27 protein-coding genes, 5 tRNA genes and 1 riboswitch are annotated in these 25,371 nt (G+C 55.8%); of the genes, 27 read left to right on the top strand and 5 right to left on the bottom strand.

Features of this window, described 5'->3' with window-relative positions; translation table 11 throughout:
- Positions 1-460: 460 nt before the first annotated feature.
- Both PHI30_RS03325 and PHI30_RS03320 read right to left on the bottom strand, forming a co-directional pair.
- Positions 461-916 (bottom strand): DUF3888 domain-containing protein, encoded by a 456-nt coding sequence (locus tag PHI30_RS03325; RefSeq protein ID WP_300023863.1) that lies wholly within the window; start codon positions 914-916, stop codon positions 461-463.
- Between the two features lie 192 nt (positions 917-1,108).
- Positions 1,109-2,779, bottom strand: coding sequence for a nucleoside kinase (locus PHI30_RS03320; protein ID WP_367186326.1), 1,671 nt, complete (start codon positions 2,777-2,779; stop codon positions 1,109-1,111).
- A 344-nt stretch (positions 2,780-3,123) separates the two neighbouring features.
- Here PHI30_RS03320 and PHI30_RS03315 point away from each other — a divergent pair, with 344 nt between their 5' ends.
- The 6 genes from PHI30_RS03315 (at position 3,124) to PHI30_RS03290 (ending at position 7,307) form a co-directional block, all read left to right on the top strand.
- Positions 3,124-3,612 carry a MarR family transcriptional regulator gene (locus PHI30_RS03315; protein ID WP_300023862.1) on the top strand — a complete coding sequence of 163 codons (489 nt, stop codon included), beginning with the start codon at positions 3,124-3,126 and terminating at the stop codon, positions 3,610-3,612.
- Between the two features lie 161 nt (positions 3,613-3,773).
- A complete protein-coding gene (locus tag PHI30_RS03310) occupies positions 3,774-5,105 on the top strand; it encodes an MATE family efflux transporter (protein WP_300023859.1) in 1,332 nt (443 codons plus the stop codon).
- Positions 5,092-5,247, top strand: coding sequence for a hypothetical protein (locus tag PHI30_RS03305; protein ID WP_300023856.1), 156 nt, complete (start codon positions 5,092-5,094; stop codon positions 5,245-5,247). The genes PHI30_RS03310 and PHI30_RS03305 overlap by 14 nt, the downstream gene beginning before the upstream one ends.
- Positions 5,248-5,469: 222 nt before the next feature.
- Complete coding sequence (ychF, locus tag PHI30_RS03300; protein WP_300023853.1) at positions 5,470-6,561, top strand: redox-regulated ATPase YchF; 1,092 nt, start codon at positions 5,470-5,472, stop codon at positions 6,559-6,561.
- A gap of 136 nt (positions 6,562-6,697) precedes the next feature.
- Complete coding sequence (locus PHI30_RS03295; RefSeq protein WP_300023850.1) at positions 6,698-6,991, top strand: DUF2089 family protein; 294 nt, start codon at positions 6,698-6,700, stop codon at positions 6,989-6,991.
- A 1-nt stretch (position 6,992) separates the two neighbouring features.
- A complete protein-coding gene (locus tag PHI30_RS03290; RefSeq protein ID WP_300023847.1) occupies positions 6,993-7,307 on the top strand; it encodes a hypothetical protein in 315 nt (104 codons plus the stop codon).
- Positions 7,308-7,576: 269 nt separating this feature from the next.
- Here the strand turns inward: PHI30_RS03290 and PHI30_RS03285 are convergent, their stop codons facing one another.
- Complete coding sequence (locus tag PHI30_RS03285) at positions 7,577-8,206, bottom strand: TRIC cation channel family protein (protein WP_300023844.1); 630 nt, start codon at positions 8,204-8,206, stop codon at positions 7,577-7,579.
- Between the two features lie 9 nt (positions 8,207-8,215).
- Positions 8,216-9,103, bottom strand: a complete 888-nt coding sequence (locus PHI30_RS03280) for a LysR family transcriptional regulator (protein ID WP_300023841.1) — start codon at positions 9,101-9,103, stop codon at positions 8,216-8,218.
- A 162-nt stretch (positions 9,104-9,265) separates the two neighbouring features.
- Here PHI30_RS03280 and PHI30_RS03275 point away from each other — a divergent pair, with 162 nt between their 5' ends.
- From PHI30_RS03275 to PHI30_RS03245, 7 genes are all read left to right on the top strand, one after another.
- Positions 9,266-10,039: a TIGR00282 family metallophosphoesterase gene (locus PHI30_RS03275; protein WP_300023839.1), complete on the top strand. Its 774-nt coding sequence runs from the start codon at positions 9,266-9,268 to the stop codon at positions 10,037-10,039.
- Between the two features lie 15 nt (positions 10,040-10,054).
- Positions 10,055-10,540 (top strand): YbaK/EbsC family protein, encoded by a 486-nt coding sequence (locus tag PHI30_RS03270; protein WP_300023836.1) that lies wholly within the window; start codon positions 10,055-10,057, stop codon positions 10,538-10,540.
- 1 nt (position 10,541) lies between these two features.
- Positions 10,542-11,639 (top strand): DNA repair exonuclease, encoded by a 1,098-nt coding sequence (locus PHI30_RS03265; RefSeq protein WP_300023833.1) that lies wholly within the window; start codon positions 10,542-10,544, stop codon positions 11,637-11,639.
- A gap of 6 nt (positions 11,640-11,645) precedes the next feature.
- Positions 11,646-12,641 (top strand): asparaginase, encoded by a 996-nt coding sequence (locus PHI30_RS03260; protein ID WP_300023831.1) that lies wholly within the window; start codon positions 11,646-11,648, stop codon positions 12,639-12,641.
- 14 nt (positions 12,642-12,655) lie between these two features.
- A complete protein-coding gene (locus PHI30_RS03255) occupies positions 12,656-13,450 on the top strand; it encodes a ZIP family metal transporter (RefSeq protein ID WP_300023828.1) in 795 nt (264 codons plus the stop codon).
- Positions 13,451-13,563: 113 nt separating this feature from the next.
- Positions 13,564-14,838 (top strand): serine dehydratase subunit alpha family protein, encoded by a 1,275-nt coding sequence (locus PHI30_RS03250; RefSeq protein WP_300023825.1) that lies wholly within the window; start codon positions 13,564-13,566, stop codon positions 14,836-14,838.
- A 228-nt stretch (positions 14,839-15,066) separates the two neighbouring features.
- A riboswitch (glycine riboswitch) is annotated at positions 15,067-15,159 on the top strand.
- 92 nt (positions 15,160-15,251) lie between these two features.
- Complete coding sequence (locus tag PHI30_RS03245; protein ID WP_300023822.1) at positions 15,252-16,637, top strand: sodium:alanine symporter family protein; 1,386 nt, start codon at positions 15,252-15,254, stop codon at positions 16,635-16,637.
- A gap of 49 nt (positions 16,638-16,686) precedes the next feature.
- Here PHI30_RS03245 and PHI30_RS03240 read toward each other — a convergent pair whose 3' ends face one another.
- Positions 16,687-17,379, bottom strand: coding sequence for an RsiV family protein (locus PHI30_RS03240; protein WP_300023819.1), 693 nt, complete (start codon positions 17,377-17,379; stop codon positions 16,687-16,689).
- Positions 17,380-17,583: 204 nt separating this feature from the next.
- Here PHI30_RS03240 and PHI30_RS03235 point away from each other — a divergent pair, with 204 nt between their 5' ends.
- The 14 genes from PHI30_RS03235 to PHI30_RS03170 all read left to right on the top strand — a co-directional run bounded on the left by PHI30_RS03235 (position 17,584) and on the right by PHI30_RS03170 (position 25,278).
- Entirely contained in the window at positions 17,584-17,880 is a 297-nt protein-coding gene (locus PHI30_RS03235; protein WP_300023816.1) for a YerC/YecD family TrpR-related protein, read from the top strand.
- A complete protein-coding gene (locus PHI30_RS03230) occupies positions 17,877-18,641 on the top strand; it encodes a class I SAM-dependent methyltransferase (RefSeq protein ID WP_300023814.1) in 765 nt (254 codons plus the stop codon). Before PHI30_RS03235 ends, PHI30_RS03230 begins: the two co-directional genes overlap by 4 nt.
- 4 nt (positions 18,642-18,645) lie before the next feature.
- Positions 18,646-19,545, top strand: coding sequence for an Hsp33 family molecular chaperone HslO (gene hslO / locus PHI30_RS03225; RefSeq protein WP_300023811.1), 900 nt, complete (start codon positions 18,646-18,648; stop codon positions 19,543-19,545).
- 68 nt (positions 19,546-19,613) lie between these two features.
- Positions 19,614-19,690 (top strand) — tRNA-Val (locus tag PHI30_RS03220).
- Positions 19,691-19,702: 12 nt separating this feature from the next.
- A tRNA-Asp gene (locus PHI30_RS03215) sits at positions 19,703-19,779 on the top strand.
- 85 nt (positions 19,780-19,864) lie between these two features.
- Positions 19,865-19,940 (top strand) — tRNA-Phe (locus PHI30_RS03210).
- 3 nt (positions 19,941-19,943) lie between these two features.
- A tRNA-Gly gene (locus PHI30_RS03205) sits at positions 19,944-20,019 on the top strand.
- A 92-nt stretch (positions 20,020-20,111) separates the two neighbouring features.
- A tRNA-Cys gene (locus tag PHI30_RS03200) sits at positions 20,112-20,186 on the top strand.
- A gap of 140 nt (positions 20,187-20,326) precedes the next feature.
- Positions 20,327-20,761 carry a hypothetical protein gene (locus tag PHI30_RS03195; protein WP_300023809.1) on the top strand — a complete coding sequence of 145 codons (435 nt, stop codon included), beginning with the start codon at positions 20,327-20,329 and terminating at the stop codon, positions 20,759-20,761.
- Entirely contained in the window at positions 20,752-22,035 is a 1,284-nt protein-coding gene (locus PHI30_RS03190; RefSeq protein WP_300023806.1) for a hypothetical protein, read from the top strand. Before PHI30_RS03195 ends, PHI30_RS03190 begins: the two co-directional genes overlap by 10 nt.
- Entirely contained in the window at positions 22,035-22,694 is a 660-nt protein-coding gene (locus PHI30_RS03185) for a hypothetical protein (protein ID WP_300023803.1), read from the top strand. The genes PHI30_RS03190 and PHI30_RS03185 overlap by 1 nt, the downstream gene beginning before the upstream one ends.
- Before the next feature lie 275 nt (positions 22,695-22,969).
- Entirely contained in the window at positions 22,970-23,653 is a 684-nt protein-coding gene (locus PHI30_RS03180; RefSeq protein WP_300023801.1) for a hypothetical protein, read from the top strand.
- A gap of 568 nt (positions 23,654-24,221) precedes the next feature.
- Complete coding sequence (locus PHI30_RS03175; RefSeq protein WP_300023798.1) at positions 24,222-24,968, top strand: LytTR family DNA-binding domain-containing protein; 747 nt, start codon at positions 24,222-24,224, stop codon at positions 24,966-24,968.
- On the top strand, positions 24,961-25,278 hold the full coding sequence (locus PHI30_RS03170) for a hypothetical protein (RefSeq protein ID WP_300023795.1): 318 nt from the start codon (positions 24,961-24,963) through the stop codon (positions 25,276-25,278). Before PHI30_RS03175 ends, PHI30_RS03170 begins: the two co-directional genes overlap by 8 nt.
- Positions 25,279-25,371: the final 93 nt, after the last annotated feature.

Below are 25,371 nucleotides of genomic sequence, written 5' to 3'. Positions count from 1 at the left end.
GAAGGAGAAAACTTACTGCTCGTCCGCAGTGCCGTCGTCATTGCCCTTTTTTCTGTTGAGAACTGCAACAACCACCATGATGACAATGAATGCAACAATCAGAATACCACCGGGTTCCATAAGAATACCTCCTTCTCGATTTAACGGTTAATTATCAAGATTTTAATTTTCTTAGCGAAATCTTTACAATCAAAGTATAAAGGAAGTTTCCACAAAAATCAAGCCTTTTTTCTGCATTTTTTCATCAAAATGTCAGAAGGGCTTGCGGCGCCCTGATTTTACAAATCCAAAGCGCTCCACAAAAGTCCTCAAAACCGCATGGGGGCTGGGTTGTACGTTTAAAAGGGGCATGAATTCTCAAGCGAATCCATGCGCCTTCACACCGGAATGGGATAGACGGCAGAGCGGCAATCCCATAAAAAAGCACGCTGATTTTAAATCAGCGTGCTTTTACGCGGCGTCAGTAGGCCGGCAGCGGCTTTTTCATCAGGGACTGATAGCTTGGCGTAAGGGGATAACTCTCCAAATGCTCATAGTTTTTTACAGTTACACCGGCGACTTGCACATCCAGTGTGATTCTGTCCTTCCCAACGGAAAGGTGAGGTCCAACGTATAGGAAAACCTCAACGGTAACGGTATAGTGAGAATTGGATATGCCCGCATGGATTTGCTCGCCGCCTTGGATACTGACGATTTTTGATCCGTAATATGGGACCACGGTGGGTTCAATCGTTAAATAGGGTTCGTAAAACCTGTTTACAGCATCTTCGATGGGGGGCATCAAGAGAGTGATAACCATGTCATTGAGCCGGACGGGATCCTCCAATGCCAGAGCGTCTGTCGCGTCTGCGCGCACAAGAAACAAGGGGTTTGCCATGATTGCCGCCGCGAACAGAAAGAAAAGCGTTTTTTTCATTCTCATTTCCATCACCCTGACTAGTATTTGTTTGATGACGGAAATTATCATGGGCGATGATTTTGAAAGGTGTGAATCAAGGATGGCAGGCGTGAAACAAAATTTTCATGCTTTAGCAGAATTGCCTGGATCAGTCCGCAGGCAGATGTTGCTGTCCGCTCCCGGGCATTTCCGGCGGGAGCGTTTCGGCCTTTAGGCTTTGTAACAGCCGCCGCCCACAAATTCCCGCAGAAGCGAGGTCTTTGGCACGTCGTCCGCGGGAATGGGCATAAAGTAATTCAAAAATTTCAGCAGGCGTTTTGCCTCTATGTATTCGTCGCAATCCTTTGGAACGCCAAAAAGCAGCGGCTCCACGTAAGGCTTCAGGAGCGCCGTTTCATAAATCAGGGCGGAGTTGAAAATCACATCCGCGCTGTCCTGAAACGGGAAAATATTGTGCTCTTCCCCCGCTCTTACCGAAGGCCACATCTGAATGGTGGCTCTGGCGCTATACCCCCGGGTGCGCGCGTCCCGTTCAACTCTGCGCAGCAGCCGCGCGTCCGTCGTCGGAATGCGGTTGTGATCGTCGATGTTGAGCGTTGTGAGACAGCTGATATAGATTTTATACTGGCTTTCCTTCGGGAGCGCATATGCGAATTGATCGTTCAGGCAATGGATTCCCTCAATCACCAACACATCCTGCGCATCCAGATGCAAATACTCGCCTGTGTACTCGCGAACGCCCTTTTTAAAGTTAAACTGGGGCATTTCAACCGTTTCGCCCTGCAAAAGCCGTGCCATGTCCGCGTTAAACTGCTGAAGATCCATTGCCCCCAGCCCTTCAAAATTGTACTGCCCATTCTGGTCCCGGGGCGTTTCGGAGCGGTTTTTGAAATAGTTGTCCGTCGAAATGGAGTGGGGGCGCAGACCACAGGCCAGCAGCTGCGTGGATAGCCGGTGAGAAAACGTTGTCTTTCCGGAAGAGGACGGGCCTGCAATCATCACAAAACGGATGTCCTTGCGATTTGCGATTTCTTCGGCAATATCCCCAATCTTCTTTTCCATCATGGCCTCGTGGGCCAAGATCATCTGCGTGGCATTTCCGTTGGAAACCACCTCGTTCATCTCTCCAACGTTGGAAACATGCAGCGCGGCGGATTTCACCGTGGCGTCATACAGCGCCCGGAACACCTTCATGGAGGGATTAAACGCGGCCAGCTGCCGGGGATTTTTCTGATCCGGCAGCCGCAAAATCATCCCGCTTTCAAAGGGCTGCAACGCAAAGCAGCGCAGATACTTGGTGTTGGGGACCATATATCCATAGAAATAGTCCGTGAATCCGTCCAGAGAATAGACATTTACGTGAGAATCAATGCGGAAGCTGAGCAGCCGCGCCTTGTCATCAAGCTTCTTGCGGCGAAACAACTCCACCGCGTCCTCTGTGCCGATGGACTGCTTTTGGATGGGGATTGCCTGCGCCGCAAGGGCGCTCATACGCGCTTCGACCTGATGCAAAAGCGCCTCGCTCAACTCGAAATTCCCCGTTGCCCGCATAAAGAGCGCGTGGCTGATGGAGTATTCCACCGAGATGCGTTCAACATTGTCCGCTCCAACCACATCATAAAAAGCCTTCAGCATCAAAAAGACCACGCTGCGCTCGTAGGTCTGCATCCCCGGTTTATCCAGTGCCGTCACCAGTTTCAGCGTGCAGTCCCGATCCAGCGTCTTGTGCAGTTCACAAAGCTTCCCGTCCCGATTGACCAGCAGAATATCCTGCTGACAGGATTTTTGAAAATCGGCGGCAATGGTTTGATAGCTCGTTCCGAACGGGTACTCACGTTCGACGCCCTCCACGCGCACCCGCATCATTCTTTTACCTTCCATTGTAGATCCTCCTCGCTTTATTTACGATGAAACGGACGGCGCACCTCTCGGCACGACCTTCCGATTGGCCTTTCACGGCTGGTTTTTGGTGTAATTGTTCCGGTAAAAACGCCCCGCGTTGTGCCATTTTGTACTTTGAGCAATGCATATATTCATGATTGTACCAGAATTGCCGGGAAGTGCAATGACTTCTTAACGGAATGACCTGACCGACTGCGCTGCGGTGCCCATCGCCTGACCAAAGCACAGCTGCAAGTTGCAACCCACAAAAAACTTGACAATATCCGAATTCGGACTTATACTAAATCAGTCCGAATTCGGACATTGAATGGAGAGGAGCCGCCATGTCGAAAAACATAGAGGAACAGCTCGCGGCTTTAAACCGCCTTTATAAAGAACAGGATGATTTGTACCGCACCTATGCTGTAAAAAAAGGAATTTCAGTTACGGAATTTTGGATTTTGTATGCCCTTTGCAGCTCTGATGATCCCCACTCCCAGCAGGAGCTGTGTGATACATGGTTTTATCCGAAGCAAACCATCAATTCCGCAATCAACAAGCTCACCCGGAACGACTATGTGGCATTGAAGCCGGCGGCGGGGGCGGGCAACCGAAAAAATGTGCAGCTGACAAAAGCGGGCAAAGCGTTCTGCCAGAGTCATATTGAGCCGCTGATCAACGCTGAAGAAGCGGCATTTTTGCGTTTTGGTGAAGAAGAACGCAACACCTATCTTTCACTGTTTCAAAAGCAAATCGCGTATTTGAAGGACGAAATTGAAACGAATAACAAAGAACTGTCATCGGAGAACCTGCGGTCGCAATCGCAGTGTTGATAAGATGTCGGGTGCGCCCGGTTACTGATTCCAGTAGCCGGGTATTCTTATGTCGGAAAGAAAATAAAAAATCGAAAGATCACCGTTGACCGCGGGTTTGGAAATATCGAATACTGCCTGTGGCGCGGCCGGCAGAGTGCTATTTTTAAGGAGAAAAAATAATGTCAATCAGTTTATCGGATCATTTTGGTTTTAGGCGGCTGTTACGCTTTGTGCTGCCGACAATCATCATGATGATTGTGACCTCCGTTTACAGCATTGTGGACGGATTCTTTGTATCAAATATTGTGGGGAAAAATGCGTTTGCCGCCGTCAATCTTATTATGCCGGTGCTGATGGCGCTGGGCTCTTTCGGCTTTATGATTGGGACGGGGGGCAGCGCCCTCATCGCAAAAACCCTTGGCGAAGGGAAGCGCCAAAAAGCCAACGAATATTTTACCATGCTCATTGAGGCCGTTGTTGTCATGGGTATCCTCCTGTCTGCTCTCGGTTTTGCTTTTATGCGCCCCATTGCAGCCGCGCTGGGCGCCAACGCCGCCATCATTGATGACTGCGTACTGTATGGCAGAACTCTGATCGTTGGCAACACCTTTTTTATGCTACAAAACAGCTTTCAAAGTTTTTTGGTGACGGCCGAAAAACCCAAAATGGGGCTTGGGATTTCTGTGATCGCAGGGCTTACCAATATTGTGCTTGATTTTCTCTTGATCTATCTCTTTAAAATGGGAGTATTCGGAGCCGCGCTGGCCACGATCATCAGTCAAACGGCTGGCGGTCTTGTGCCGCTCCTTTATTTCAGCCGGAAAAACACCAGCCTGCTGTGTTTGGTAAAAGCAAAGCCGGACTTTCATGCGCTGGGACAAGCCTGCCTAAATGGTTCCTCAGAAATGCTGACGAACCTTTCTACTTCGGTGGTCGGTATGCTTTACAACTTCCAACTCATTCGCATTGCGGCGGAAAACGGCGTGGCAGCCTACGGAGTCATCATGTATGTGAACTTTGTTTTCATGGGCTTTTTCTTCGGCTACGCCATCGGCAGCGCGCCCATCATTGGGTATCATTACGGCGCGCAAAATATAGCCGAGCTAAAAAATCTGTTCCGTAAAAGCCTCATCATTACCGCAGTTACAGCGATTATCATGACGGTATCAGGCATTTTGCTGGCAACGCCGCTGGCCAGGCTGTTCGTGGGCTATGACGCGGAGCTTCTCGCCATGACGGCCACGGGAATGCGCCTTTACGCACTGTCTTTCCTGCTGTGCGGCTTTAATATTTTTGGCTCAGCGTTCTTTACGGCCCTCAACAACGGGCCGGTATCCGCGCTGATTTCCTTCCTGCGGACGCTGGTGATTCAGGTGGCGGCAATTTTGATCCTGCCCATGGTGCTTGGGATGAACGGCATCTGGCTTGCCATTGCTGTGGCAGAGGGCTTGACAGTGATTGTGACAGCATTCTTATTTGTAAAATATCGCAAAAAATATGAGTATGCTTAGAAACAAAATCAACAAAATGAATGGCGTGCTGCGGGCGCCCAAGTGCCCGCCTGTCCGCTGCGCCGGTGGAAAAATGGGTGAAACGCAAGGCGCTTGCGGCGCTTGTCAGGAAGAAGCCGGTTATCTGAAGCGGGGCTATTGAGAAATAAAAGGCATTGTGCTAAAATACAACTATATTGCATGGGCTCTTTTTCCCGTGGCGGGAAAGCGGTTCCATAAATCAGCAAAAATCTGAAGGGGAAAGAATGCGGCAAAGGGATTTGCCAAAGAAGGGACGGTCAATGCTGCGCAAGCGCTTTTGCGCGGGCACACATCGCCCCACATACGCCGCAAACCCCTGAAAAATAAGGAGATGTAGAGATATATGAAATTAGGTATAGTAGGGCTTCCCAATGTGGGAAAATCGACCCTGTTTAACGCAATTACTAACGCGGGCGCGGAGAGCGCCAACTATCCCTTCTGCACCATCGACCCCAACGTGGGGATGGTGGCGGTACCGGACGAGCGGCTGGACAAGCTGGCGGAGCTGTACGAGCCGGACAAGAAAACGCCGGCAGTCATTGAATTTGTGGATATTGCCGGTTTGGTGAAGGGTGCCAGCAAGGGCGAGGGGCTTGGCAACAAGTTCCTTGCAAACATCCGGGAGACCGACGCCATTGTGCACGTGGTCCGCTGCTTCGACGATGAAAACGTCATCCATGTGGAGGGGGACACCGACCCCGCCCGGGATATTGAGATCATCAACATGGAGCTGGTGATGGCGGATCTGGAGATGGTCCAGCGTCGGGTGGACAAGGCCAGCAAGGCTATGAAGGGCGACAAGAAGTATGCCCACGAGGTGGAGCTGTTCACGGCGCTCCAGCAGCATCTGGACGGCGGAAAGCTGGCGCGGACCTTCCCCTACGACGAGGACGACGCCGCGCTGCTGCGCACCAGCGAGCTTCTGACCCTCAAGCCCGTCATTTACGCCGCCAACACCGACGAGGACGGCTTCATCCATCTGGACGGCAATCCGTATTACAAGCAGGTGTGCGACATTGCCGCCGGAGAGGGCAGTCAGGTGCTGCCCATCTGCGCCAAGATGGAGCAGGACATTGCCGAGCTGGAGGGCGAGGAAAAGCAGATGTTCCTGGAAGAGCTGGGCGTGGAGGAGTCTGGGCTGAACCGGCTCATCAAATGCTCCTATACACTGCTGGGCCTGATCTCCTTTTTGACCTACGGCAAGGACGAGTGCCGTGCGTGGACCATCAAAAAGGGCACAAAGGCCCCCCAGGCCGCCGGAAAGATCCACTCCGATATCGAGCGCGGCTTCATCCGCGCGGAGGTCATCGCCTACACCGACATGCTCCAGTGCGGCAGCGTCAACACCGCCAAGGAAAAGGGCCTCCTTCGCAGCGAGGGCAAGGAGTACGTGGTGCAGGACGGCGACATGATCTACTTCCGCTTCAACGTCTGAGTCATGGGCGCGGTGCCAAACTGAGCCGAAAAGTCTCCCGGGAAACCGGGAGACTTTTACTTTGTATTAAAAATATTTTATATTGACTTTGATAAAATTAAGTATTATATTAATATTATGAAAGGGGCGTGAGGGGATGGCAGCGAGTCCAACATGGATGGCGGCGCTGGAAGAAGAGGATTTGACGTTCATCAAAAAGTTCATTCTCTCCTCCGGGTCCTTGAAAGAGGTGGCGGCGGTGTACGGCGTCAGCTACCCCACGGTGCGGCTGCGGCTGGACCGGCTGATCCAGAAAATTCAATTGACGGAGTCCGCCGAGGCGGACCCCTACGTGTCGCTGGTGAAGCGGCTGGCGGTGGACGACCGGCTGGATTTCGACACGGCTAAAATTTTGATTTCCGCGTATCGAAAAACAAGGGAGGCGGAGTGACATGCTGATAGCAACGATCGTGATGTGGGTGGTGCTGCTGGTATTTGTGGTGGGCGGCACGGCGCTGCAAATTTTTCTCTCCCGGCGGGAAAAACGCTGGCCGGGACTACTGCTGCCCGGGGTGACATTTTTATACGCGGCGGCAATGGCGTGCAATGTGGGGCGGGTGGGCGAGACGTTTCCGTGGGGCGCGCTGCTGGGGGCCTTTGGACTGGGGAACATCCCAACGGTGATTTTGCTTGCCATCTACTTCTCCTGCCGGGAAAAGCGCCGCAAGCGCAGCGAGCTGGACAAAATGCAGATCGACGACCTTTGAAAAAGGACAGTGAAAGGCAGCCATCCTGATGTGTTTTCGTGGCTGCCGCCTTTTGTCTTGAGAATTTTTGGCACGCCCGGCAAGATGTTCCCTTGCCGCAGTCATTTCTCGCTTGATAAGGGAGACGGCGCAGTAGATTGTTTGTATTTGTTTGGTCCGTCTCCCCCCAAGGCGCAGCGAATGAACTTCACACAAAAGGGTATCACTGTTTTCTCAACGGTGATACCCTGAAAACATCCTTTTAAAGGGGGCCGACGCCGCCCCCTTTTTTAGTCGTGGGCTCGGGGCAGGTTCCAGCGGAAATGGGCGGAGAGACAGCGAATCAGCATCACCGTGCCCGCGCCCGTCAGCATGGCGGGGAGTTCCCCGGCCATGCGCCACAGCGCGCCGCATACCAACGCGCCCGCAAGAGACGCGGAGGCGTAAACGTGCTTGACGAAGATATAGGGGGTGTCCCCGGACATCACGTCCCGCAAAAGCCCACCGCCCACGCCGGTGACGACCCCCACGAAAATCAGCAGAAACAAGGTGGGGCGGACGGCGTGGGCATAGGCCACGCGGATGCCGGCAACGGTAAAAATTCCAAGACCCGCCGTGTCCATCCAGAAAAGGACCTTGTCGAAAAAAACCGGGTTCCACATCAGCAGACGGCGGACCCTGGGCAAAAACAACACCAGCGAGGTGAAAATCGCCACAGCGGCGTAGATGGGGTTTTGAAAGGTGGCGGGCGGCGTGTTGCCCAAAATCACGTCCCGTAAAACGCCGCCGCCCACCGCGGTGGTAAGCCCCAGAATACACACGCCGAACACATCCATGTTTTTTCGCAGACCGGTCATGGCGCCGGAGGCGGCAAAGGCCAGCGTGCCGGAAAGCTCCAGCAACAGAAAGAACAGTTCCATGGCGCCGCGTCACCGGGTACCCTGACGTACCATTTCCATGAAGGCGGCCGCCGCGGCGGTGGGCGTCACATCCCGCAGCGTGCACATATCCACGCTGCGCGCCGGAATTTCAAAGTCGGTCTTGAGCACCCGGATGTCCCCGGCATCCAGCGCCCGCTGTACAAATTCCAGCGTCACGCCCGCCACGCCAAGGCCGATGCGCGCAAGGGACACCAGCAGGCTTCGGGAGGAAAGCTCGATTTCCGGCGAGAGGGAAACCCCGTACTTCAAAAATTCCTGATCCAAAAAGACGCGGCTGCTGGCCTTGCGCTCCAACAGGATCAGGGGGAAGGCGGCAATCTCCTCCCGGGTGTATACGTGGTCGAAATCGCAGCGGTAGTCGCTGCCGGATACAAAGACGGAGTGGGTGGAAAAGCAGGACCAGCTCATGAGATTGCTGTCGGAAGGGGAAGAGGCAAAGGCGATATCCACTGCGCCGGAGCGGAGCATACTCAAAACCTTGGCGCTGCGGCCGCTGACGATTTTCAGCCGAATGCCGGGGTGCTGGCGGTGAAAGGCGTCCAGATACTGGGTGAGAAAAAAGCTGGTGACGGTGTCGCTGGCGCCGATGACCAGCGTGCCCAGCAGCAGCTGCTGGGCCTGAGAGAGCTTGTCCTCTCCCGTGGCGATCAGCCCGAGGGCGCTGCGGACGTACTGATAGAGCATCTGCCCCTCCCCGGTAAGCGTGACGCCCCGGGGGCTGCGGGCAAACAGGCGGGCTTGCAGGGCGTTTTCCAGCTGCTTGACCGACTGGCTCACCGCCGATTGGGAAATATACAGATTTTTTGCCGCAACGGAGATGTTGCCGGTTTCGGCAACCTCCTTGAAAACGCGGTACAATTCCAGCTTTACTGCCATGAAAACGCGACCTCCTGCAATCAGATGTTCTTATTACAACTACCCTTAGTATAAGCAAGAAATAATGGGGATGCAACCGCCTTTGGGAAATTTCGTCAGATTCTTTGCAAAGACACGGAAATTTGGTATACTACTACCCTAGAAGCAGAAGGAGGAACGGGTATGGTGTATCATGTGCTGGCAGTGGGAGATGTGGTGGGAGAGCCGGGGCTGCGGCATCTGGAGCGGACGCTGCGTCCGCTGCAAAAGCTGAAGAACATCGCCTTTACGGTGGTAAACGGCGAAAACGCCTCCGGCGTGGGACTTTCCCGGGAGCAGGCGGAGCGCATCCGCGACGCCGGGGCCGACGCGGTGACGCTGGGAAACCATGCCTTCGGCAAGAGTCAAATCGCGGACTTTCTGGAGGATACGGCGTGGCTGCTGCGGCCCGCCAACTTTACTGGCAGGGCGCCGGGCCACGGCTGCGAGATCTTCGATCTGGGGGGCGTCCGGGTGCGGGTGATGAATCTCATCGGACGGTGCGATCTCAGCTGGGGCGCGGACAACCCCTTTACCACGGCGGACGCGCTGCTCTCCCGGGGAGAGGCGGATTTTACGCTGGTGGATTTTCACGCCGAGGCCACCAGTGAAAAGCTGGCCATGAGCTATTATCTGGATGGGCGGGTGTCCGCCCTGTGGGGGACCCATACCCACGTGCCCACCGCCGACGAGCGGGTGTGCGCCGCCGGGACCGGCTATCTCACGGACCTTGGCATGACCGGCCCGGTGGAGTCCGTGCTGGGCGTGGACCCCCGGCAGTCGGTGGAGGGGTTTCTGGGCGGCCTGCCGGGACGCTTTCGCAGCGCGGAGGGCCCGTGTAAATTGCAGGGCGCGATCTTTACGCTGGACAGCGCCACAGGACTTTGCACCGCCGTGGAGCGGGTGGACATCCGATAAAAGGAGAGAAAGAGTATGTCGATTCAAAAGGTAAGGGCTTATTTTGAGCCGCTGGGACTTGCGGACCGGATTTTGGAGTTTGACGTGTCCTCCGCCACGGTGGACCTGGCGGCGGTGGCCGTCGGCGTGGAGGGCGCACGCATTGCCAAAACGCTGAGCTTTAAGCTGGAGGACGGTCCCATCCTCATCGTGGCCGCAGGCGACGCCAAGGTGGACAATGGCCGCTACAAGGCGCAGTTTCACACCAAGGCAAAAATGCTGACACATGAGGAGGCCCATGACCTCATCGGTCACGACGTGGGCGGCGTTTGCCCCTTTGCGCTGCCGGAGAATGTCCGGGTGTATCTGGACAGGTCCCTCCGGCGCTTTGAGACGGTGTTTCCGGCGGCGGGCAGCGATTCCAGCGCCATCGAGATGACCTGCGAAGAATTGGAGGAATGCGCGTCCAATTTTGTGGCGTGGGTGGATGTGTGCAAGGCCTGGCGGGGCGAGGAAGCGTGAGATGCTGAAATTCATCCACGCCGCGGACTTCCATCTGGACAGCGCCTTTGGCGCGCTGAGCGCCAAGCAGGCAGCGTCCCGCCGCCGGGAAAGCCGGGAGAGCGTCCTTCGCCTTGCGGACTATGTCAATCAAAACGGCGTCCAACTGGTACTGCTCTTGGGGGACCTGTTCGACAGCGCCAGCGCCTTCCGGGAGACTGGGGAGCAGCTGGCGCAGGCGCTTGGGCGGATGGAGGCCCGGGTGTTCATTGCGCCGGGAAATCACGACTGGTATGGCCCCGGCAGCCCGTGGCTGCGGGAAAACTGGCCGGGAAACGTGCACATTTTCTCCGAAAATGCCATGACCGCCGTGGAGGTGCCGGAGTGGAACCTTGTGGTCCACGGGGCGGCCTTCACGGCCCCGGAACAGACTGCGGGCTTGCTGGCGGGCTTCACAGCCCCAGCGGACGGAAAGGTCCATCTGGGCCTTTTGCACGGGGAGGTGGACATGGCGGAGAGCCGCTACAACCCCATTCGGCGGCAGGAGATCGCCCAAAGCAGCCTTGCCTATCTGGCGCTGGGCCATATCCACAAGCGGACGGAGCCGTTGCGTCTGGGGGACACCCTTTGCGCGTGGCCGGGCTGCATGGAGGGCCGGGGCTTTGACGAACTGGGCGAAAAGGGATTTTACGAGGGAAGCATCGGGCAGGACGGCGCGATTTCTTTGACGTTTGTGCCCTTTGCCTCGCGGCAGTATGCGTGTTTGACGGTGGATGTGACGGGGAAGGACCCTCTTGCCGCCGTGGCTTCGGCGCTGCCGGACGACACGGAGCGCCACCTCTATCGCCTCTGCCTCACCGGGGAGACCGGGGAGGGCGGTGTGGACGCGGCGGCCTTGCAGGCGGCGCTTTCCCCCCGGTTTTACGCGCTGGAGGTGCGGGACGGCACCCGCATGGCGGAGGATATCTGGCTGCGGGCGGAGGAGGATTCCCTGCGGGGACTGTTTCTCCGGGAGCTGCAATCGCTGTGGCGCCGAGCCAAGACAGAGGAGGAGCGGGAACGGGTGACCCGGGCCGTCCGGTTTGGGCTGGCGGCGCTGGATCACCGAGACCTTGGATAACGGATGATGAAACGGATTTTACTGATCGGCACTGGCGGGACCATTGCCTCCGAGGTGACGGAGGGCGGTTTGGCGCCGGAGCTGGCCACAAAGGACCTTCTGGCCCACATCCCGGAAATCTCAGAGATCTGCCGGGTGGACTGCGTGCAGCTTTTGAATCTGGACAGCACCAACATTGTGCCGGAACACTGGCTGATGATGGCGCGCTGCATCCGGGAGCACTATGGGGACTATGACGGTTTCGTCCTGACCCACGGGACGGACACCATGGCCTATACGGCGGCGGCGCTGAGCTATCTAATTCAGAAAAGCCCCAAGCCCATTTTGCTCACCGGCGCGCAAAAGCCCATCGGCTTTGACTCCACGGACTCCAAAATCAACCTGACGGACGCCTTCCGCTGCGCCACGGAGGACCTGCCGGGGGTATCCATCGTCTTTAACAACCGGGTGATTCCCGGGACCCGGGCGAGGAAAACCCGCTCCAAGAGCTTTCAGGCGTTCTCCAGCATCAATTACCCGTACCTCGGCGTTTTGCAGGGCGGCGTGCTGCTGCGCTATATCCGCCAGGAGTGCGGCGACGCGCCCGTCTTTTACGATGCGCTGGACCCCCGCGTGGCATTGATGAAGCTGACGCCGGGGGCGGACCGCGCCCAGGCGGATTTCCTGCTGGAGCAAAACGATGCCTTGATCATTGAGAGCTTTGGCGTGGGGGGACTGCCGGAGGGCGGCGGGTTTTACGAGTGTCTGCACCGGTGGATGGACGCGGGGAAAATCGTGGTGCTCACCACGCAGGTTTCCAACGAGGGGAGCGACCTTGGCGTTTACCACGTGGGGAGACGGCTGAAAAACAAGCTGCGGGTGCTGGAGGCCTATGATATGACCACCGAGGCGGTGGTGGCGAAGCTGATGTGGATTCTGGGCAGGACCCGGGAGCAAGCCGAGGTGGAGCGCTTATTTTATCAGCCGGTGGCGCAGGACATCCTCTGGCCGGCGGATACCTGACAAGGAGAAAAATGATGTTGCAGCGCGAATTGTTGTACGCGGCCCTTGGCACCGGGTTTACCTGCCTTGCGACGGTCCTTGGCGCGGCGATGGTGTTTTGCTTTCGCAAGGACATGTCCCACACCACGCAGAAGGTGTTTCTGGGCTTTGCCGCCGGTGTGATGACGGCGGCGGCCGTGTGGTCGCTGCTGATCCCCGCCATGGAGATGCAGAAGGCGGCGGGGCGGGGTATTTTGCTGCCGGTGGGCGGCGGCTTTGCCATTGGCGGGCTGTTTTTGATGGCGCTGGACGGTCTGCTGCCCCACCTGCATATCGGCAGCAGCGAGGCGGAGGGCCTGCCTGCCCGCTGGAAGCGCACCACCATGATCGTTCTGGCGGTGACGCTCCACAACATTCCCGAGGGCATGGCGGTGGGGCTTAGCTTTTCCGTGGCGGCGGGTTCCACCGCGCCCGGCGCGCTGGCGGCGGCGGTGGCGCTGGCTATCGGCATGGGCTTGCAGAATTTCCCGGAGGGGGCCGCCGTATCGCTGCCCATGAAGTCCCAGGGTGTGTCCAGCGGCAAGGCCTTTGCCTGCGGCGCGGCGTCCGGCGTGGTGGAACCGATTTTCGGGATTTTGACCGTGCTGATCGCCGGGAGCGTATCCGGGATCATGCCGGGGATACTGTCCTTTGCGGCGGGGGCCATGATCTATGTGGTGGTGGAAGAGCTGATCCCCGAGGCGCAGCTGGGAGAGCACTCTCACGCGGGTACTGCCAGCGTCATGGTGGGGTTTCTCGTCATGATGCTGCTGGATGTGGTACTGGGATGAAACGCCGCCGCCCGTCGGGCGGCGGTATTTTTTTGCGCTCGCCTTGAATCCGCCGGGGCGGCGTGTTATGATGCAAAAGAAAAGAGACCGGATTCGACAAGGAGGACCCCCTCATGGAAAAGACCCCTCACTATGAAAGCTACGTACAGATTTTAAAGGAAGAGCTGATTCCGGCGATGGGCTGCACGGAACCCATTGCCATTGCGCTGGCGGCCGCCAAGGCAAGAAAGGCGCTGGGCGCCCGCCCGCAGACGTGCCTTGTGGAGGTCAGCGGAAATATCATCAAAAATGTGAAGGCGGTCACCGTGCCCAACACCGGCGGACTCAAGGGTATCGAGGCCGCAGCGGCCGCCGGTATGGCGGCGGGCCGGCCGGAGCTGGAGCTGGAGGTCCTCTCCCGCGTGAGCGAGGCGGAGATATCCGACATGCGGACGCTGCTGGATACCTGCGCCATCGAGGTGCGCCCCTTCAAGGGGGACCGGGTCTTTTATATCTGCGTCACCGTGACGGCGGACGGGCACGCCGCCTGCTGCGAGATCGTGGATTATCACACCAACATCGTCCGCGTGCAGCGGGACGGGGAGGTGCTGTTCCGGGGCGGCGACGCCGGGGAGACGGCGGCGCAGACGGACCGCGCCCTTTTGAGCGTGGAGGAGATCATTCAGTTTGCGGATTGCCTGGATGCATCGGACGTTTCGGAGGTGCTGGGGCGGCAGGTCGCGTGCAACAGCGCCATTTCCACCGAGGGCCTCAAGGGCGGCTGGGGGGCCGAGATCGGCAGGACACTGCGCTCTTTATACGGAAACGACGTGTCCGTCCGGGCAAGAGCCGCTGCGGCGGCGGGGTCCGACGCCCGCATGAGCGGCTGCGGACTGCCGGTGGTCATTGTCTCCGGCAGCGGAAATCAGGGGATGACGGCGTCGCTCCCGGTCATTGAGTTTGCAAGAGACATGGGCGCTTGCGACGATTTGCTCTACCGGGCGCTGGCGGTTTCAAACCTGGTGACCATTCATCAAAAAACCGGCATCGGCCGCCTGTCCGCATTTTGCGGTGCGGTCAGCGCGGGCTGCGGCGCCGCCGCCGGCATCGCGTATCTGGAAGGCGGCCGCTATGACGTCATCGCCCACACCATCGCAAATACGCTGGCCATCTGCTCCGGCATGATTTGCGACGGGGCAAAGCCCTCCTGCGCCGCGAAGATCGCCTCTGCCGTGGACGCGGGGCTGATGGGGTATCACATGTACTGCGACGGCAGCCATCAGTTTGTGGACGGCGAGGGAATCATCCGCAAAGGCGTGGAAAACACCATCGGCAATGTGGGGCGTCTTGCCCGGCAGGGGATGCGCGGCACCGATGAGGAAATTTTGGAAATGATGGTCGGCAAGTAAAAATCAGCAAAAAAAGGGGGCGAAAGCCCTCTTTTTGTTTGTATGGCAAAAATAATCGTCGTTCTATGGCGGACAGATTGTCGAAAAACGCAATTGACAATTGCTGTATGGCATGGTAAGGTGGTACTACAATTTGATAACGGCAAATGAAGTTCTTAGGGGAATGGCGAAAGCCTGCCGAAGGAGTAAAACTCTCAGGCACTCGGAGACCGGGTGAGGACTAAGAATGGATGTGGCTCTGGAGAAGCTCGTAATTGAGTACCGAAGGTGCAAGGCGGCAATGCCGCTGAATCTCTCAGGTAAAAGGACAGAGTAGGGAAACACGGACAGGAATGTCCGTGTATGTCTGTACTTTCTTTTTCGGAGCGGCTGCGTATGCAGCTGGTCCGTTTATTTTTTTTGGAGGGGAAATCATGTTACTATCAGTCGTAAAAACCATCAACGCGTATCTCTCGGACTATATTCTCGTATTCCTGCTGATCGCCGTGGGCGTGTGGTACTCCGTCAAAACCCGCTTCGTGCAGGTTCGCTGCTTTGGCGAGGGCATGAAAAAGGTGTTTGGCAACCTGACGCTCAACGGTCGTAAGCACGAGAGCGGAATGAGCTCTTTTCAGGCGCTGGCCACGGCCATCGCCGCGCAGGTCGGCACCGGCAACATCGTCGGCGCCAGCGGCGCGATTCTGACCGGCGGCCCCGGCGCGATCTTCTGGATGTGGGTCATCGCCTTTTTCGGCATGGCCACCATTTACGCCGAGGCAACGCTGGCGCAGGTGACGCGGGTCAAAAATCCGGACGGCAGCATCCACGGCGGCCCCGTTTACTACATCACCACAGCGTTCAAGGGAGCCTTCGGCAAGTTCCTTGCCGGGTTCTTCGCCGTGGCAATCATTCTGGCCCTTGGCTTTTTCGGCTGCATGGTGCAGTCCAACTCCATCGGCTCCACCTTCCAGACCGCCTTCGGAATCCCTTCTAAGGTCGTGGGTGTGGTGCTGGTTGTGATCTGCGGCGTCATCTTCCTAGGCGGCGTGCAGCGTCTGGCTTCCGTGACTGAAAAAATCGTGCCCGTCATGGCGGCGCTGTTCATTTTGGGCGGCCTCGTGGTGCTCATTGCCCGCATTCAGTACCTTCCGGCGACCTTCGGCATGATCTTCCGGTATGCCTTCACCCCCAACGCCATCATCGGCGGCGGTCTGGGCGCGGCGCTGAAAATTGCCGTCAGTCAGGGCGCCAAGCGGGGCCTCTTTTCCAACGAGGCAGGCATGGGCTCCACGCCCCATGCCCACGCCCTTGCCAATGTGCCCACACCTCACGATCAGGGCGTTGTGGCCATGATCGGCGTGTTCATCGACACCTTTGTGGTGCTGACGCTCAACGCTCTCGTCATCATCTCCACGCTCTATACGTCCGGCGGAATCCTGGCGGACGGCTATACCGGCGCGGTGACCGAGACCATCGGAAAGGCCAATCTGGCGCAGACGGCCTTCGGCACGGTGTTCGGGCAGGGACTGGGCGCCGCCTTCGTGGCGATTTGCCTGTTCTTCTTCGCGTTTTCCACCATCCTCAGCTGGAACCTCTTCGGAAAGATCAACATGTCCTACCTCTTCGGTGAGAAGTCCACCAAGGTTTATACCGTGGTCGCGCTGGTGTTCATTTTCCTTGGAACGATGGCCTCCAACGATCTGGTGTGGGAGCTGTCCGATATGTTCAACCAACTGATGGTCATTCCCAACGCCATCGCCCTCTTTGCCCTGACCGGAGTCGTGGTCAAGGCGGTTCGCGGCGAGAAGCTCAAAAAGTAAGCGCTGCATACCCGAAAGGTCCGCCTTCCTAAAGGAAGGCGGACCTTTTTTACGCCGGGGGATCGGCAAGGCGGCCAAGGCCGTCCCTGCCGTAGGGCAGGACAAAAGCAGGGATGCCCTCCACTGCCGGAGCGAGGGCGTACATGGGGAAGAAAAAGGATAGACCTTCGTCGGTGAGATAATAGTTGCGGGCGCTGAAGCTCCGGCGCAGCCGCCGTTTCCAGTCGGGCAGATAGCGGGCCGTCCCCGCGCGCTCCTGCCGCTCGATCTCCGATGCGGCCAGGGCAAGGAGCCGCTTTTTCCAGAACGTGCGGGGCGGAAAAAAGCTGGGGAGCGAGACGGGATACCCACAGGAGAGGTCCCAGGTGTCCCCCCAGCGATTCAGCAGAGTCTGTCCGGGCACGGTACGCTCCCGGGACTGCGTGTAGAGACTCCAGAGCCCGGACTCGTTATAGGTCACGCGATACGTAAGCTCCGCATGAAAATGGGGCAGCGGCGCGCTGGCGGAGAGCGCGGCCCGGTATTCCGCCGCCGCCCACGGAAACAAAAAGTTTTCGCAGTAATGGAGAAAAGACCGGCATTGAAGCCGGTAATATCGCCGGATGCGCCGGGAAACGCCGTCCTGCGCCGGTACCGGCTGCGGAAGGGAGATTGCGGCGGTCAACACGGGAATCCCCTCCACGGCCCATTCCCGCTCCGCCGTGTATGGCTCCGTGTGCAGGGTTAGCAGGCTCCTCTTCATAGACGTGTGCTCCTCTCCGTGAAAATACCCTTTGTGTTAACGTATGCGGGGGCAGGAAAACGTGTGCGGAGGAACAGCATACTTTAAAGTGTGAAAAATTTTGCCCTGTAAGCCCTTTACTTTCACGCGGTACAATGCTAAAATCAAACTGGCGGTCAAAACGCCGCTAATTTTGCTGAAGAAATTCCAGAAAGGGTATACGATATGGTCAAGATCGGCAAGAAAGAGAAAAACGAGCAGCTGTACAAAGCCATTTTGCAGCTGAAGGACGAGCAGGAGTGCTATGATTTTTTTCAGGACCTGTGCACGGTGTCGGAGCTGCGGTCCATGGAGCAGCGCTTTGAAGTGGCGTCCCTGTTGGACGGCGGCATGATCTATAATGAGATTTTGGAGCGCACCGGCGCCTCCAGCGCCACCATCAGCCGGGTCAACCGGTCCTTAAGCTATGGAACCGGCGCGTATGCGAAAATTTTTGAACGCACCAGGGAACAGGAAAAATGAGCAGCTATGATGCGCTGGCGGGCAGCTACGACGCCTTGATGGCCGATGCGGCGCATCGGCGCCGGGCGGATTTTTTAGAGCGCTTGTTCCGGAAAAACAGGCATCCCGTCCACACGGTTTTGGACCTGGCCTGCGGTACCGGGACCATCGCGTGTCTCTTGGCAGAGCGGGGCTATCAGGTGACCGCCACAGACGGGTCCGAGGAGATGCTGACGCAGGCCATGACCAAAGCGGCGGCCCTTCCGGGGCAGCCGCCGTTGTTTCTGCACCAGACCATGCCCCGTCTGCGGCTGCTGGAGCCGGTGGACGCTGCCATATCGACGCTGGACTCCTTGAACTACCTCACCCGGGAGAAGGACCTGCGGGAGACGTTTGGCAGGGTGTACCGCTGTCTCAAGCCGGGCGGCTGCTTTTTTTTCGACGTCAATACGCCCCACAAGCTGCGGCGGATGGACGGAGAAGTGTATATGGACGAGACGGAAGAAAGCCTTTGCGTGTGGCGAACGTTTTTCTCGGAAAAGACCCAGGTCTGCACCTATCAGGTGGATTTGTTTCACGCCCGGGCGGACGGCGCCTGGGACAGGCGCTTTGAAGAGCACCGGGAGCGGGCGTGGCAGGCGGAGGAATTGCAGACATTTTTGGAAGAGGCGGGCTTTGAGAAGGTGACAATCACCGGCGATCTCACACAGCGCCCCCCGAAAGAACAGGAGGACCGGTGGATCGTTGCGGCGATTCGACCGGCTGCGGATAAAGGAGCATAGGACCATGAGCGATCAATTGATACGCGCCATCACGAGAGATGGCTTTGTAAAGGCAACGGCGGTCTCTACCCGGGGTTTGACCGAGCGGGCGCGGCAGATTCACAAAACGCTGCCCGTGGCCACTGCGGCCCTTGGACGGACGCTGGCGGCGGTTTCCATGATGGGAAACGCCCTGAAGGGCGACGGCAGCAGCGTGACACTGCAAATCAAGGGCGGCGGTCCGCTGGGAGCGATTCTGGCGGTTTCTGACAATGAGGGCAATGTCCGCGGAACGGTGGATAACCCCGCGGTGGACCTTCCGCTGCGGCCGGACGGGAAATTGGACGTGGGCGCCGCGGTGGGCGGCAGCGGCACGCTGACCGTCATCCGGGACCTGCACATGAAGGAGCCGTATGTTGGCAGCGTGGGGCTGCTGGGCGGCGAAATCGCCGAGGATCTGGCGGCTTATTTTGCGGAGTCCGAGCAGATTCCAACCGCTTGCGCACTGGGAGTTCTGGTGGACCGGGACCAAAGTGTTCTGGCAGCCGGCGGGTATCTCATCCAGCTGCTGCCCGGCGCCGGTGAGGACGTGATCGGGAAGGTGGAGGGCAGCTTGCTGGCTGCCGGAACTGTGACGGAGCTTTTGAAAAAGCAGGACGACCCGGAGGCCATGCTTCGCACGGCCCTGTCCGATTTTGATTTTGAAATCCTGGAAAAGCGCCCCATTGCTTATCGCTGTGATTGCAGCCGCGACCGGATGGAGCGGGCACTGATCAGCTTGGGGCCCACGGAATTGGAACAAATTTTGGACGAACAGGGGCAGGCAGAGCTGACTTGCCGCTTTTGCGATAACATTCAGATGTTTACCAAAACGGACCTGGAAGGCCTTTTGGAGGAAATGAAGAAAAAAAGCAAAAAAAATTGAAATTGGGGTTGACAGAACGGGAACTTTTTCGTATAATAACCCTTGCCGTCTGGCGAAAACGGCAACCTGGGAGCATAGCTCAGCTGGTTAGAGCACCTGCCTTACAAGCAGGGGGTCACTGGTTCGAGTCCAGTTGTTCCCACCACAGGTTATATATGGCCCGGTAGTTCAGTTGGTTAGAACGCTAGCCTGTCACGCTAGAGGTCGACGGTTCGAGCCCGTTCCGGGTCGCCATCTCCCACGAGATGGAACTTCCATCTCGTGGGACTCCTTTGCAACAAAGCTTCCCCATTGCACCGTTTGATCGGGGAAAAGACTTGCCCAGATAGCTCAGTCGGTAGAGCAGAGGACTGAAAATCCTCGTGTCGCTGGTTCGATTCCGGCTCTGGGCACCACTTGCGGGCGTAGCTCATCTGGTAGAGCGCCACCTTGCCAAGGTGGAGGTAGCGAGTTCGAGCCTCGTCGCCCGCTCCAGCTGGAATACCCACACAGTTTTGTGTGGGTATTCCAATCTAAAATAAGTGTGGACTTTTTTGAAAAAGCTGCATATAATAGAAGTAATTGATGGTGACATAGCCAAGTGGTAAGGCAAGGGTCTGCAAAACCCTGATTCCCCAGTTCAAATCTGGGTGTCACCTCCAACAAAAAGAACGCAGGTTGTCGAAAGACAACCTGCGTTCTTTTTTAGTAAATAGTGAATTTTTAAAACTGTTGCACGATTCCATGCAAGAATTCCTGATCGGTGCGCCTTTTATCAAGAACATTTTTAGGAGGCGCACGAATGAGTAAGGAAGCAACAGGCGAAAACGGAGCAATTTTAGGCGGCAGCGACTATTGGAGCCGGGTAAACCGCTCCACCTTCTTTGGCGGAGTGATGCGGCGGGAATCGGAGGCGAATTACCACGAAACCCTACGGGAGGTTGGCGGTCGTGCAGGGGATGCGGTCGAGGAAATCTATGACGACTTGCAGGAACACAGTAAGCAGCTCCGCTCCATCGACTCAGGCCAGAGAAATCAGCTTGCAAAGCAGGTGCGGGGGCTGTATGATGTGTGCAGGCTGGCTGGCGCCTCCTGCGGCCATTCCGGCGAGTGCGTTGCGCTGCTGTCCCTGTCCGGCCTTTTCAGCAACCCCTTTGGCGACGAGCGGGCTGTTCAAAACGCCATCCGCAAGATCAAAAACAATGCGGAGTTTTTGCCAGCGAATGCGTGGAGCTGATTCAAAACGCCGCGGACTGGAGCATTTCCTTTGCCGCGGGGAGCAGCGAGAAAAAACGGGCGTTTCTGGAGGATGTCTCCCAAGGCCGGGGCAAGGATTTTTTGCAGGGGGTTCTGGAGACCTATCAAAGCAGCAGCGGCACGGCGGATACCCGGGGAAAGTGCGGCTATCCCATCGGCAGCAGCGAGTACCTGACCCATATGGAGCGGGTTGTGTTTCGGCAGGATATCCCGACCATGCACAGCGCCCGCTGGGGAAGCCCTGATTATGAAGGCTTGCTGAAAGATGCGCTGGATGCCATTGCCAGCCAGCTGGAGCGGGATTTGGAGCGCAACGAGCGGGAGAACAACTATGTGACCGACGACACTACAAAAGAACTGAAATCTGCTGTCAGCGAGCTGGAGCACTGCGAAATCAGCACCGGCTCAGCAGGCAGCAAGATCGAGAAGCTTTCCTGGTTCGTGGGCGGCGACCCGGCAAAAATTCGGCAGCTACAGCAAAAGCTCAATGAGTTGGGGATCGGGGAGCATCTCACCGAGGACGGGGTCTACGGGAAGAAAACCGCACACAATATTTCAAACTTTTTCAATCATTTCCTTGAGGGTTCCATCCCATCGCTGAATTGGGTCGATCCTCTGCAGACTGAGTTCACTGGAATTTTAGTGGGTAGCAGTAAAGGTCAATGGAACAATGTGTTGCGTGATCAAAGCGGTTTTCAATATTTTAGAGTCGATCCCCCGCATTCCACAAAATCCGGCGGTTGGAAAAATGGCTATTACCGTGGTAATCGCCGTGCAATTGATTACAACCACGTAAATGTCAACTTTCCAAATCCCGCAAGCAAAATTGAAGGAAAACTTAAGGCTAAATATAATCACTACCCATTATCCGATCAGGTATATCATGTGCTTAGCAATATGGAACATTCAGCACAAATAGTAAAAATAGCAGGCAAGGCCTTTTTAATTACTGGAATTGTTTCTGACATTATGGAATTAGTACCAACCATTGAAGCTGACCTGCATGATGCAGATAGAAAATTGGGCTCGACAACCGATCATGCTGTTGCAAAAATGGAAGGACGCTGGGCGGGCTCTATTCTCGGTGGCAACTTGGGTGCTAAGTACGGCGCAATCATCGGTTCCGCAATATTTCCCGGTCCCGGGACAGCAATTGGCGGCTTCGCTGGTGGACTAATTTTAGGCATTGCAGGCTCGTATGGTGGTGACTGGTTTGCACAAAAAGTAATTGATATAACGGAAGTGGTTCAGTAATGTTCGAAAAACGAAAGTCTAAAATTGACCAGTATATTACGGCTGAACAAGCTGTATGGGAGTGCGATAAAAACATTCTTTCACGAAATAGCAGTGATAATTGCACAATTTCCATTGGGTACGCAACGCATTCTGTGGAAGATTATCAAGAACTGGTTCCTTTTGTTTTGGACGTGGCAGAAAGCCTTTTAAAAGACTGCACTGTTTTCACGTGGCTAAAGACTCCTTCAATTCAAACTGCCACGTCTCATTCCCTCTGGCCATGCAAAAAGTCAGCAAGGAACAATCTCCCCAATCTGGCCGCGCAATACGCGTCGGAAAATCACCCGGAATCATTTTTTGACAGAGACTGCGAAATTCTCACAAAAACGCAAGGGCTTAATCGAACGCTCATGCAGCGATTCTTTCAGATTCCGCATTGTGCAACAGCCTTTCAACATAAGCTTTACGGATTTTATATACCACCGGCCATCGACCGCAAGCGTTCCTATAAAGATATTCTGTTTTCTGTCGTGCACCCATTGCCTGACTTCGCTATTTCCTATGAGAATTTTCATGTAGAATTAAACATTCGGTTCAACCCTGAATCGGTATTGGAATCGGTTGTATTAGAACAAATACACCGAATTTGTAAAAGCCATGGCAAAGAGTTAATATAATGTTGGAAATATCTAAAGTGTTTGGGCTTTCCAACAAAAAGAACGCAGGTTGTCGAAAGGCAACCTGCGTTCTTTTTTATTATAATGAGTAAAGAAGCAGCGGTGAAACCAGCTTGCAAAGCAGGTGCGGGGGCTGTATGATGTGTGTAGGATACGGTCACGGTGGCGCCGGTGGCGATTCCGGTTTTGAGTCTTATAGAGGGTATCGGCGGAGCCTTTGGCGGCGACGCATTGGGAAAATACATTGTGGATATCACTTGCGCGGAGGACTGATTATGGATACATTATGGACGGTTTTCAAAGCGATTTTTTTCCCGCCCCGGCTTCCAGCGGCATCCGAGCCGCCGGAGGGTTGGCCGCCGGAAGGAAGCGTGAGCTTTATTCACTCTGCGCCGATGGGCGCTCCGTTGACTGGATATATCAAATGTGAGTTTTCTTCCAACTGGGATGAGAATGATTTTAGGTTGGTTGAACCATGCCTTGAAATTATGGAACAGCTTTGTGGCACCCGTCAGGTTTTGACAAAAATAATGTCTAAGAGAGAGTATTCCGAAAAAACCAGGCAGCACCCAGCACCATTTACTGTGCGATACCGCGAATTTTTGCGGCACACAAAGCCCACCCTATCCACATATACAAAAGACGAGCGAACACTGGAAATTTTGACGGAAGGATTTGACCAGAACATCTTTTGGGCGGAAAATTCCGATGCGGGAGATTACTGCTTTTTTGAGTTTTACGTTTTGCCGGATTTTCCTACACATGTAGATGCCCAAGCCGCCTCGGAGTCAGCGGCTGCAAAAAAGTGTGATTTAAAATTTGATTTGGCCCAATACGGTCCCTGTGCCTTATATGTCACCCTGAACCCCAAAACAGTGGATGTGGCGGCATTACAGGAAATCGTTGCAGCCGTTTGCAAGAAAAACAACATTTTACTTCAAAATCCGCCCCAGTCATGACGGCTTCGGAAAATATCTAAATTGTACCCCCTTTCCAGAAAGTCGCAACACTTTAGATATTTCTGACTGAAAGCCAGTGATATCAAGGTGCGGCGGCTTTTTTGCGCCGATTTTTTGCGGCGCTTTTTATGGACATTTTTGGCGGGTTTTTAGAAACCTACCAGATTTGAACCCCCTTTGAGGGGAAATCAAACTGAATGACAAGATTCTGTGCCCTTTTTGATGCTGTCAAAAGGGGCATTTTCATTCGTGGAAATCAGCTGGTTCCATACAATTGTTTCCTTGAGAAGTAAAGCAAATAAAAGGAACAAGCAGGAGCACAAAAACGAAGAGAGGGAGAGCGCTATGAAAGAAAACATGATCGGGTAACTTCATCGATGATAGTTGCATTGGCATAGTGGGAGCAGGATTGCTTTGGAATGCTAGCCTTGGGCAAACGGCTGGGGGCGGCGTGGTACATTATCGGTGAAAGCCCGCCATCGGCATTGACGGAAATTGATTCAAACTGTATAATTAAACCAAATATGACAAAGTTCGATGGAACATGCCCGCGGAAGGATGTGAGCCATTGCTCCAAATAGGAATTTGTGACGATAGCAGCCACGACCGCGCAGCGCTGCGCGATACGCTGTGCGACCTTCCCGGCTATCGGCGGTTCGGTGATTTGCATATCACGGAATACGCAAGCGGCGAGGCGCTGGCAATGGATGTGGAGGCAGGCCGCGGCGCCTTTGATTTGCTGCTTCTGGATATCTACATGACCGGGATGAACGGCATGGAAACCGCCAGGGAGCTGCGGGCGCTGGGCGTGAAAACGCCGTTGGTTTTTCTCACCACCAGCCCGGACTTTGCCTTGGAAAGCTATGATGTAGAGGCGGCGGGCTATCTCCTCAAGCCGCCAAATCCGGAAAAGCTTGGAAGGCTCCTGGAAAAACTGCTCTCTCCCCCGGCGCGGCCACGGCTGGCGGTCAAATGCGCGGGGCGGCGGCAGTACTGCGAATATGACGAGCTGCTGTATCTGGAAAGCAGCAACAATGTTACCATTCTCCATCTGCTGGATGGGCAGCAGCTCCGCTGCGGAGAACGGCTGAACGCGCTTCAAGCGGCTCTGGACGATCCCCGCTTCCTGCGCTGCCACCAGTCGTTTTTGGTCAATATGGACCACATCAAGCGGGTCGAGGAAGATTTCGTTCTCTGTGACGGCAGCTGCATTCCCATTCGGGTGCGCAGCCGGCGGGAGCTGACCGACGCTTACTACAACTATTTTGTCTCCAACACGGTGGCGAAACTTCCGGAGGAGGACGCATATGTTTGAGCTGAGCAGCGCAGCGGCATCCCTTGCCGACCTGATCTTTGGACCGACTACCATCTGGATGGCGCACACGCTTTACAAAACGCCCCGCAAGCGGTGGCAGGCCGTGTTGACCTGGGTGATCATCTATGCGGTGCTGATTCTCTTTACCCATTCGGTGGAGTCCTTGATGCCGGAGATGACCTATGAACGCGCCTCCATGGTTTTGGGCTTTTGCGGCATTTTTGCCTACTTATATCTTTTTCCCAACATTCCCATCAGCCAGCGCATCTTTACTTATGGCTCAACTCCAATTCTTGTTGATGACTGCTAAAACGGGCGCGGCACAGCAAGCTCCAATTTACCCGCAATGAGGTAAATCATGGAGGTATAGCCCTTGAATGTATTGAATCCGCGAGCCTTCCTC

Source organism: Oscillibacter sp. (assembly GCF_028693505.1).
Taxonomy (GTDB): domain Bacteria; phylum Bacillota; class Clostridia; order Oscillospirales; family Oscillospiraceae; genus Oscillibacter.
This window is presented reverse-complemented; position numbering and strand designations above follow the sequence as displayed.

Excerpts from the sequence above, each read along its gene's own strand:
- PHI30_RS03325 (WP_300023863.1), bottom strand. The coding sequence starts at position 916 with ATGAAAAAAACGCTTTTCTTTCTGTTCGCGGCGGCAATCATGGCAAAC.
- PHI30_RS03320 (WP_367186326.1), bottom strand. The coding sequence starts at position 2,779 with ATGGAAGGTAAAAGAATGATGCGGGTGCGCGTGGAGGGCGTCGAACGT.
- PHI30_RS03315 (WP_300023862.1), top strand. The coding sequence starts at position 3,124 with ATGTCGAAAAACATAGAGGAACAGCTCGCGGCTTTAAACCGCCTTTAT.
- PHI30_RS03310 (WP_300023859.1), top strand. The coding sequence starts at position 3,774 with ATGTCAATCAGTTTATCGGATCATTTTGGTTTTAGGCGGCTGTTACGC.
- PHI30_RS03305 (WP_300023856.1), top strand. The coding sequence starts at position 5,092 with ATGAGTATGCTTAGAAACAAAATCAACAAAATGAATGGCGTGCTGCGG.
- ychF (WP_300023853.1), top strand. The coding sequence starts at position 5,470 with ATGAAATTAGGTATAGTAGGGCTTCCCAATGTGGGAAAATCGACCCTG.
- PHI30_RS03295 (WP_300023850.1), top strand. The coding sequence starts at position 6,698 with ATGGCAGCGAGTCCAACATGGATGGCGGCGCTGGAAGAAGAGGATTTG.
- PHI30_RS03290 (WP_300023847.1), top strand. The coding sequence starts at position 6,993 with ATGCTGATAGCAACGATCGTGATGTGGGTGGTGCTGCTGGTATTTGTG.
- PHI30_RS03285 (WP_300023844.1), bottom strand. The coding sequence starts at position 8,206 with ATGGAACTGTTCTTTCTGTTGCTGGAGCTTTCCGGCACGCTGGCCTTT.
- PHI30_RS03280 (WP_300023841.1), bottom strand. The coding sequence starts at position 9,103 with ATGGCAGTAAAGCTGGAATTGTACCGCGTTTTCAAGGAGGTTGCCGAA.
- PHI30_RS03275 (WP_300023839.1), top strand. The coding sequence starts at position 9,266 with ATGGTGTATCATGTGCTGGCAGTGGGAGATGTGGTGGGAGAGCCGGGG.
- PHI30_RS03270 (WP_300023836.1), top strand. The coding sequence starts at position 10,055 with ATGTCGATTCAAAAGGTAAGGGCTTATTTTGAGCCGCTGGGACTTGCG.
- PHI30_RS03265 (WP_300023833.1), top strand. The coding sequence starts at position 10,542 with ATGCTGAAATTCATCCACGCCGCGGACTTCCATCTGGACAGCGCCTTT.
- PHI30_RS03260 (WP_300023831.1), top strand. The coding sequence starts at position 11,646 with ATGAAACGGATTTTACTGATCGGCACTGGCGGGACCATTGCCTCCGAG.
- PHI30_RS03255 (WP_300023828.1), top strand. The coding sequence starts at position 12,656 with ATGTTGCAGCGCGAATTGTTGTACGCGGCCCTTGGCACCGGGTTTACC.
- PHI30_RS03250 (WP_300023825.1), top strand. The coding sequence starts at position 13,564 with ATGGAAAAGACCCCTCACTATGAAAGCTACGTACAGATTTTAAAGGAA.
- PHI30_RS03245 (WP_300023822.1), top strand. The coding sequence starts at position 15,252 with ATGTTACTATCAGTCGTAAAAACCATCAACGCGTATCTCTCGGACTAT.
- PHI30_RS03240 (WP_300023819.1), bottom strand. The coding sequence starts at position 17,379 with ATGAAGAGGAGCCTGCTAACCCTGCACACGGAGCCATACACGGCGGAG.
- PHI30_RS03235 (WP_300023816.1), top strand. The coding sequence starts at position 17,584 with ATGGTCAAGATCGGCAAGAAAGAGAAAAACGAGCAGCTGTACAAAGCC.
- PHI30_RS03230 (WP_300023814.1), top strand. The coding sequence starts at position 17,877 with ATGAGCAGCTATGATGCGCTGGCGGGCAGCTACGACGCCTTGATGGCC.
- hslO (WP_300023811.1), top strand. The coding sequence starts at position 18,646 with ATGAGCGATCAATTGATACGCGCCATCACGAGAGATGGCTTTGTAAAG.
- PHI30_RS03195 (WP_300023809.1), top strand. The coding sequence starts at position 20,327 with ATGAGTAAGGAAGCAACAGGCGAAAACGGAGCAATTTTAGGCGGCAGC.
- PHI30_RS03185 (WP_300023803.1), top strand. The coding sequence starts at position 22,035 with ATGTTCGAAAAACGAAAGTCTAAAATTGACCAGTATATTACGGCTGAA.
- PHI30_RS03180 (WP_300023801.1), top strand. The coding sequence starts at position 22,970 with ATGGATACATTATGGACGGTTTTCAAAGCGATTTTTTTCCCGCCCCGG.
- PHI30_RS03170 (WP_300023795.1), top strand. The coding sequence starts at position 24,961 with ATGTTTGAGCTGAGCAGCGCAGCGGCATCCCTTGCCGACCTGATCTTT.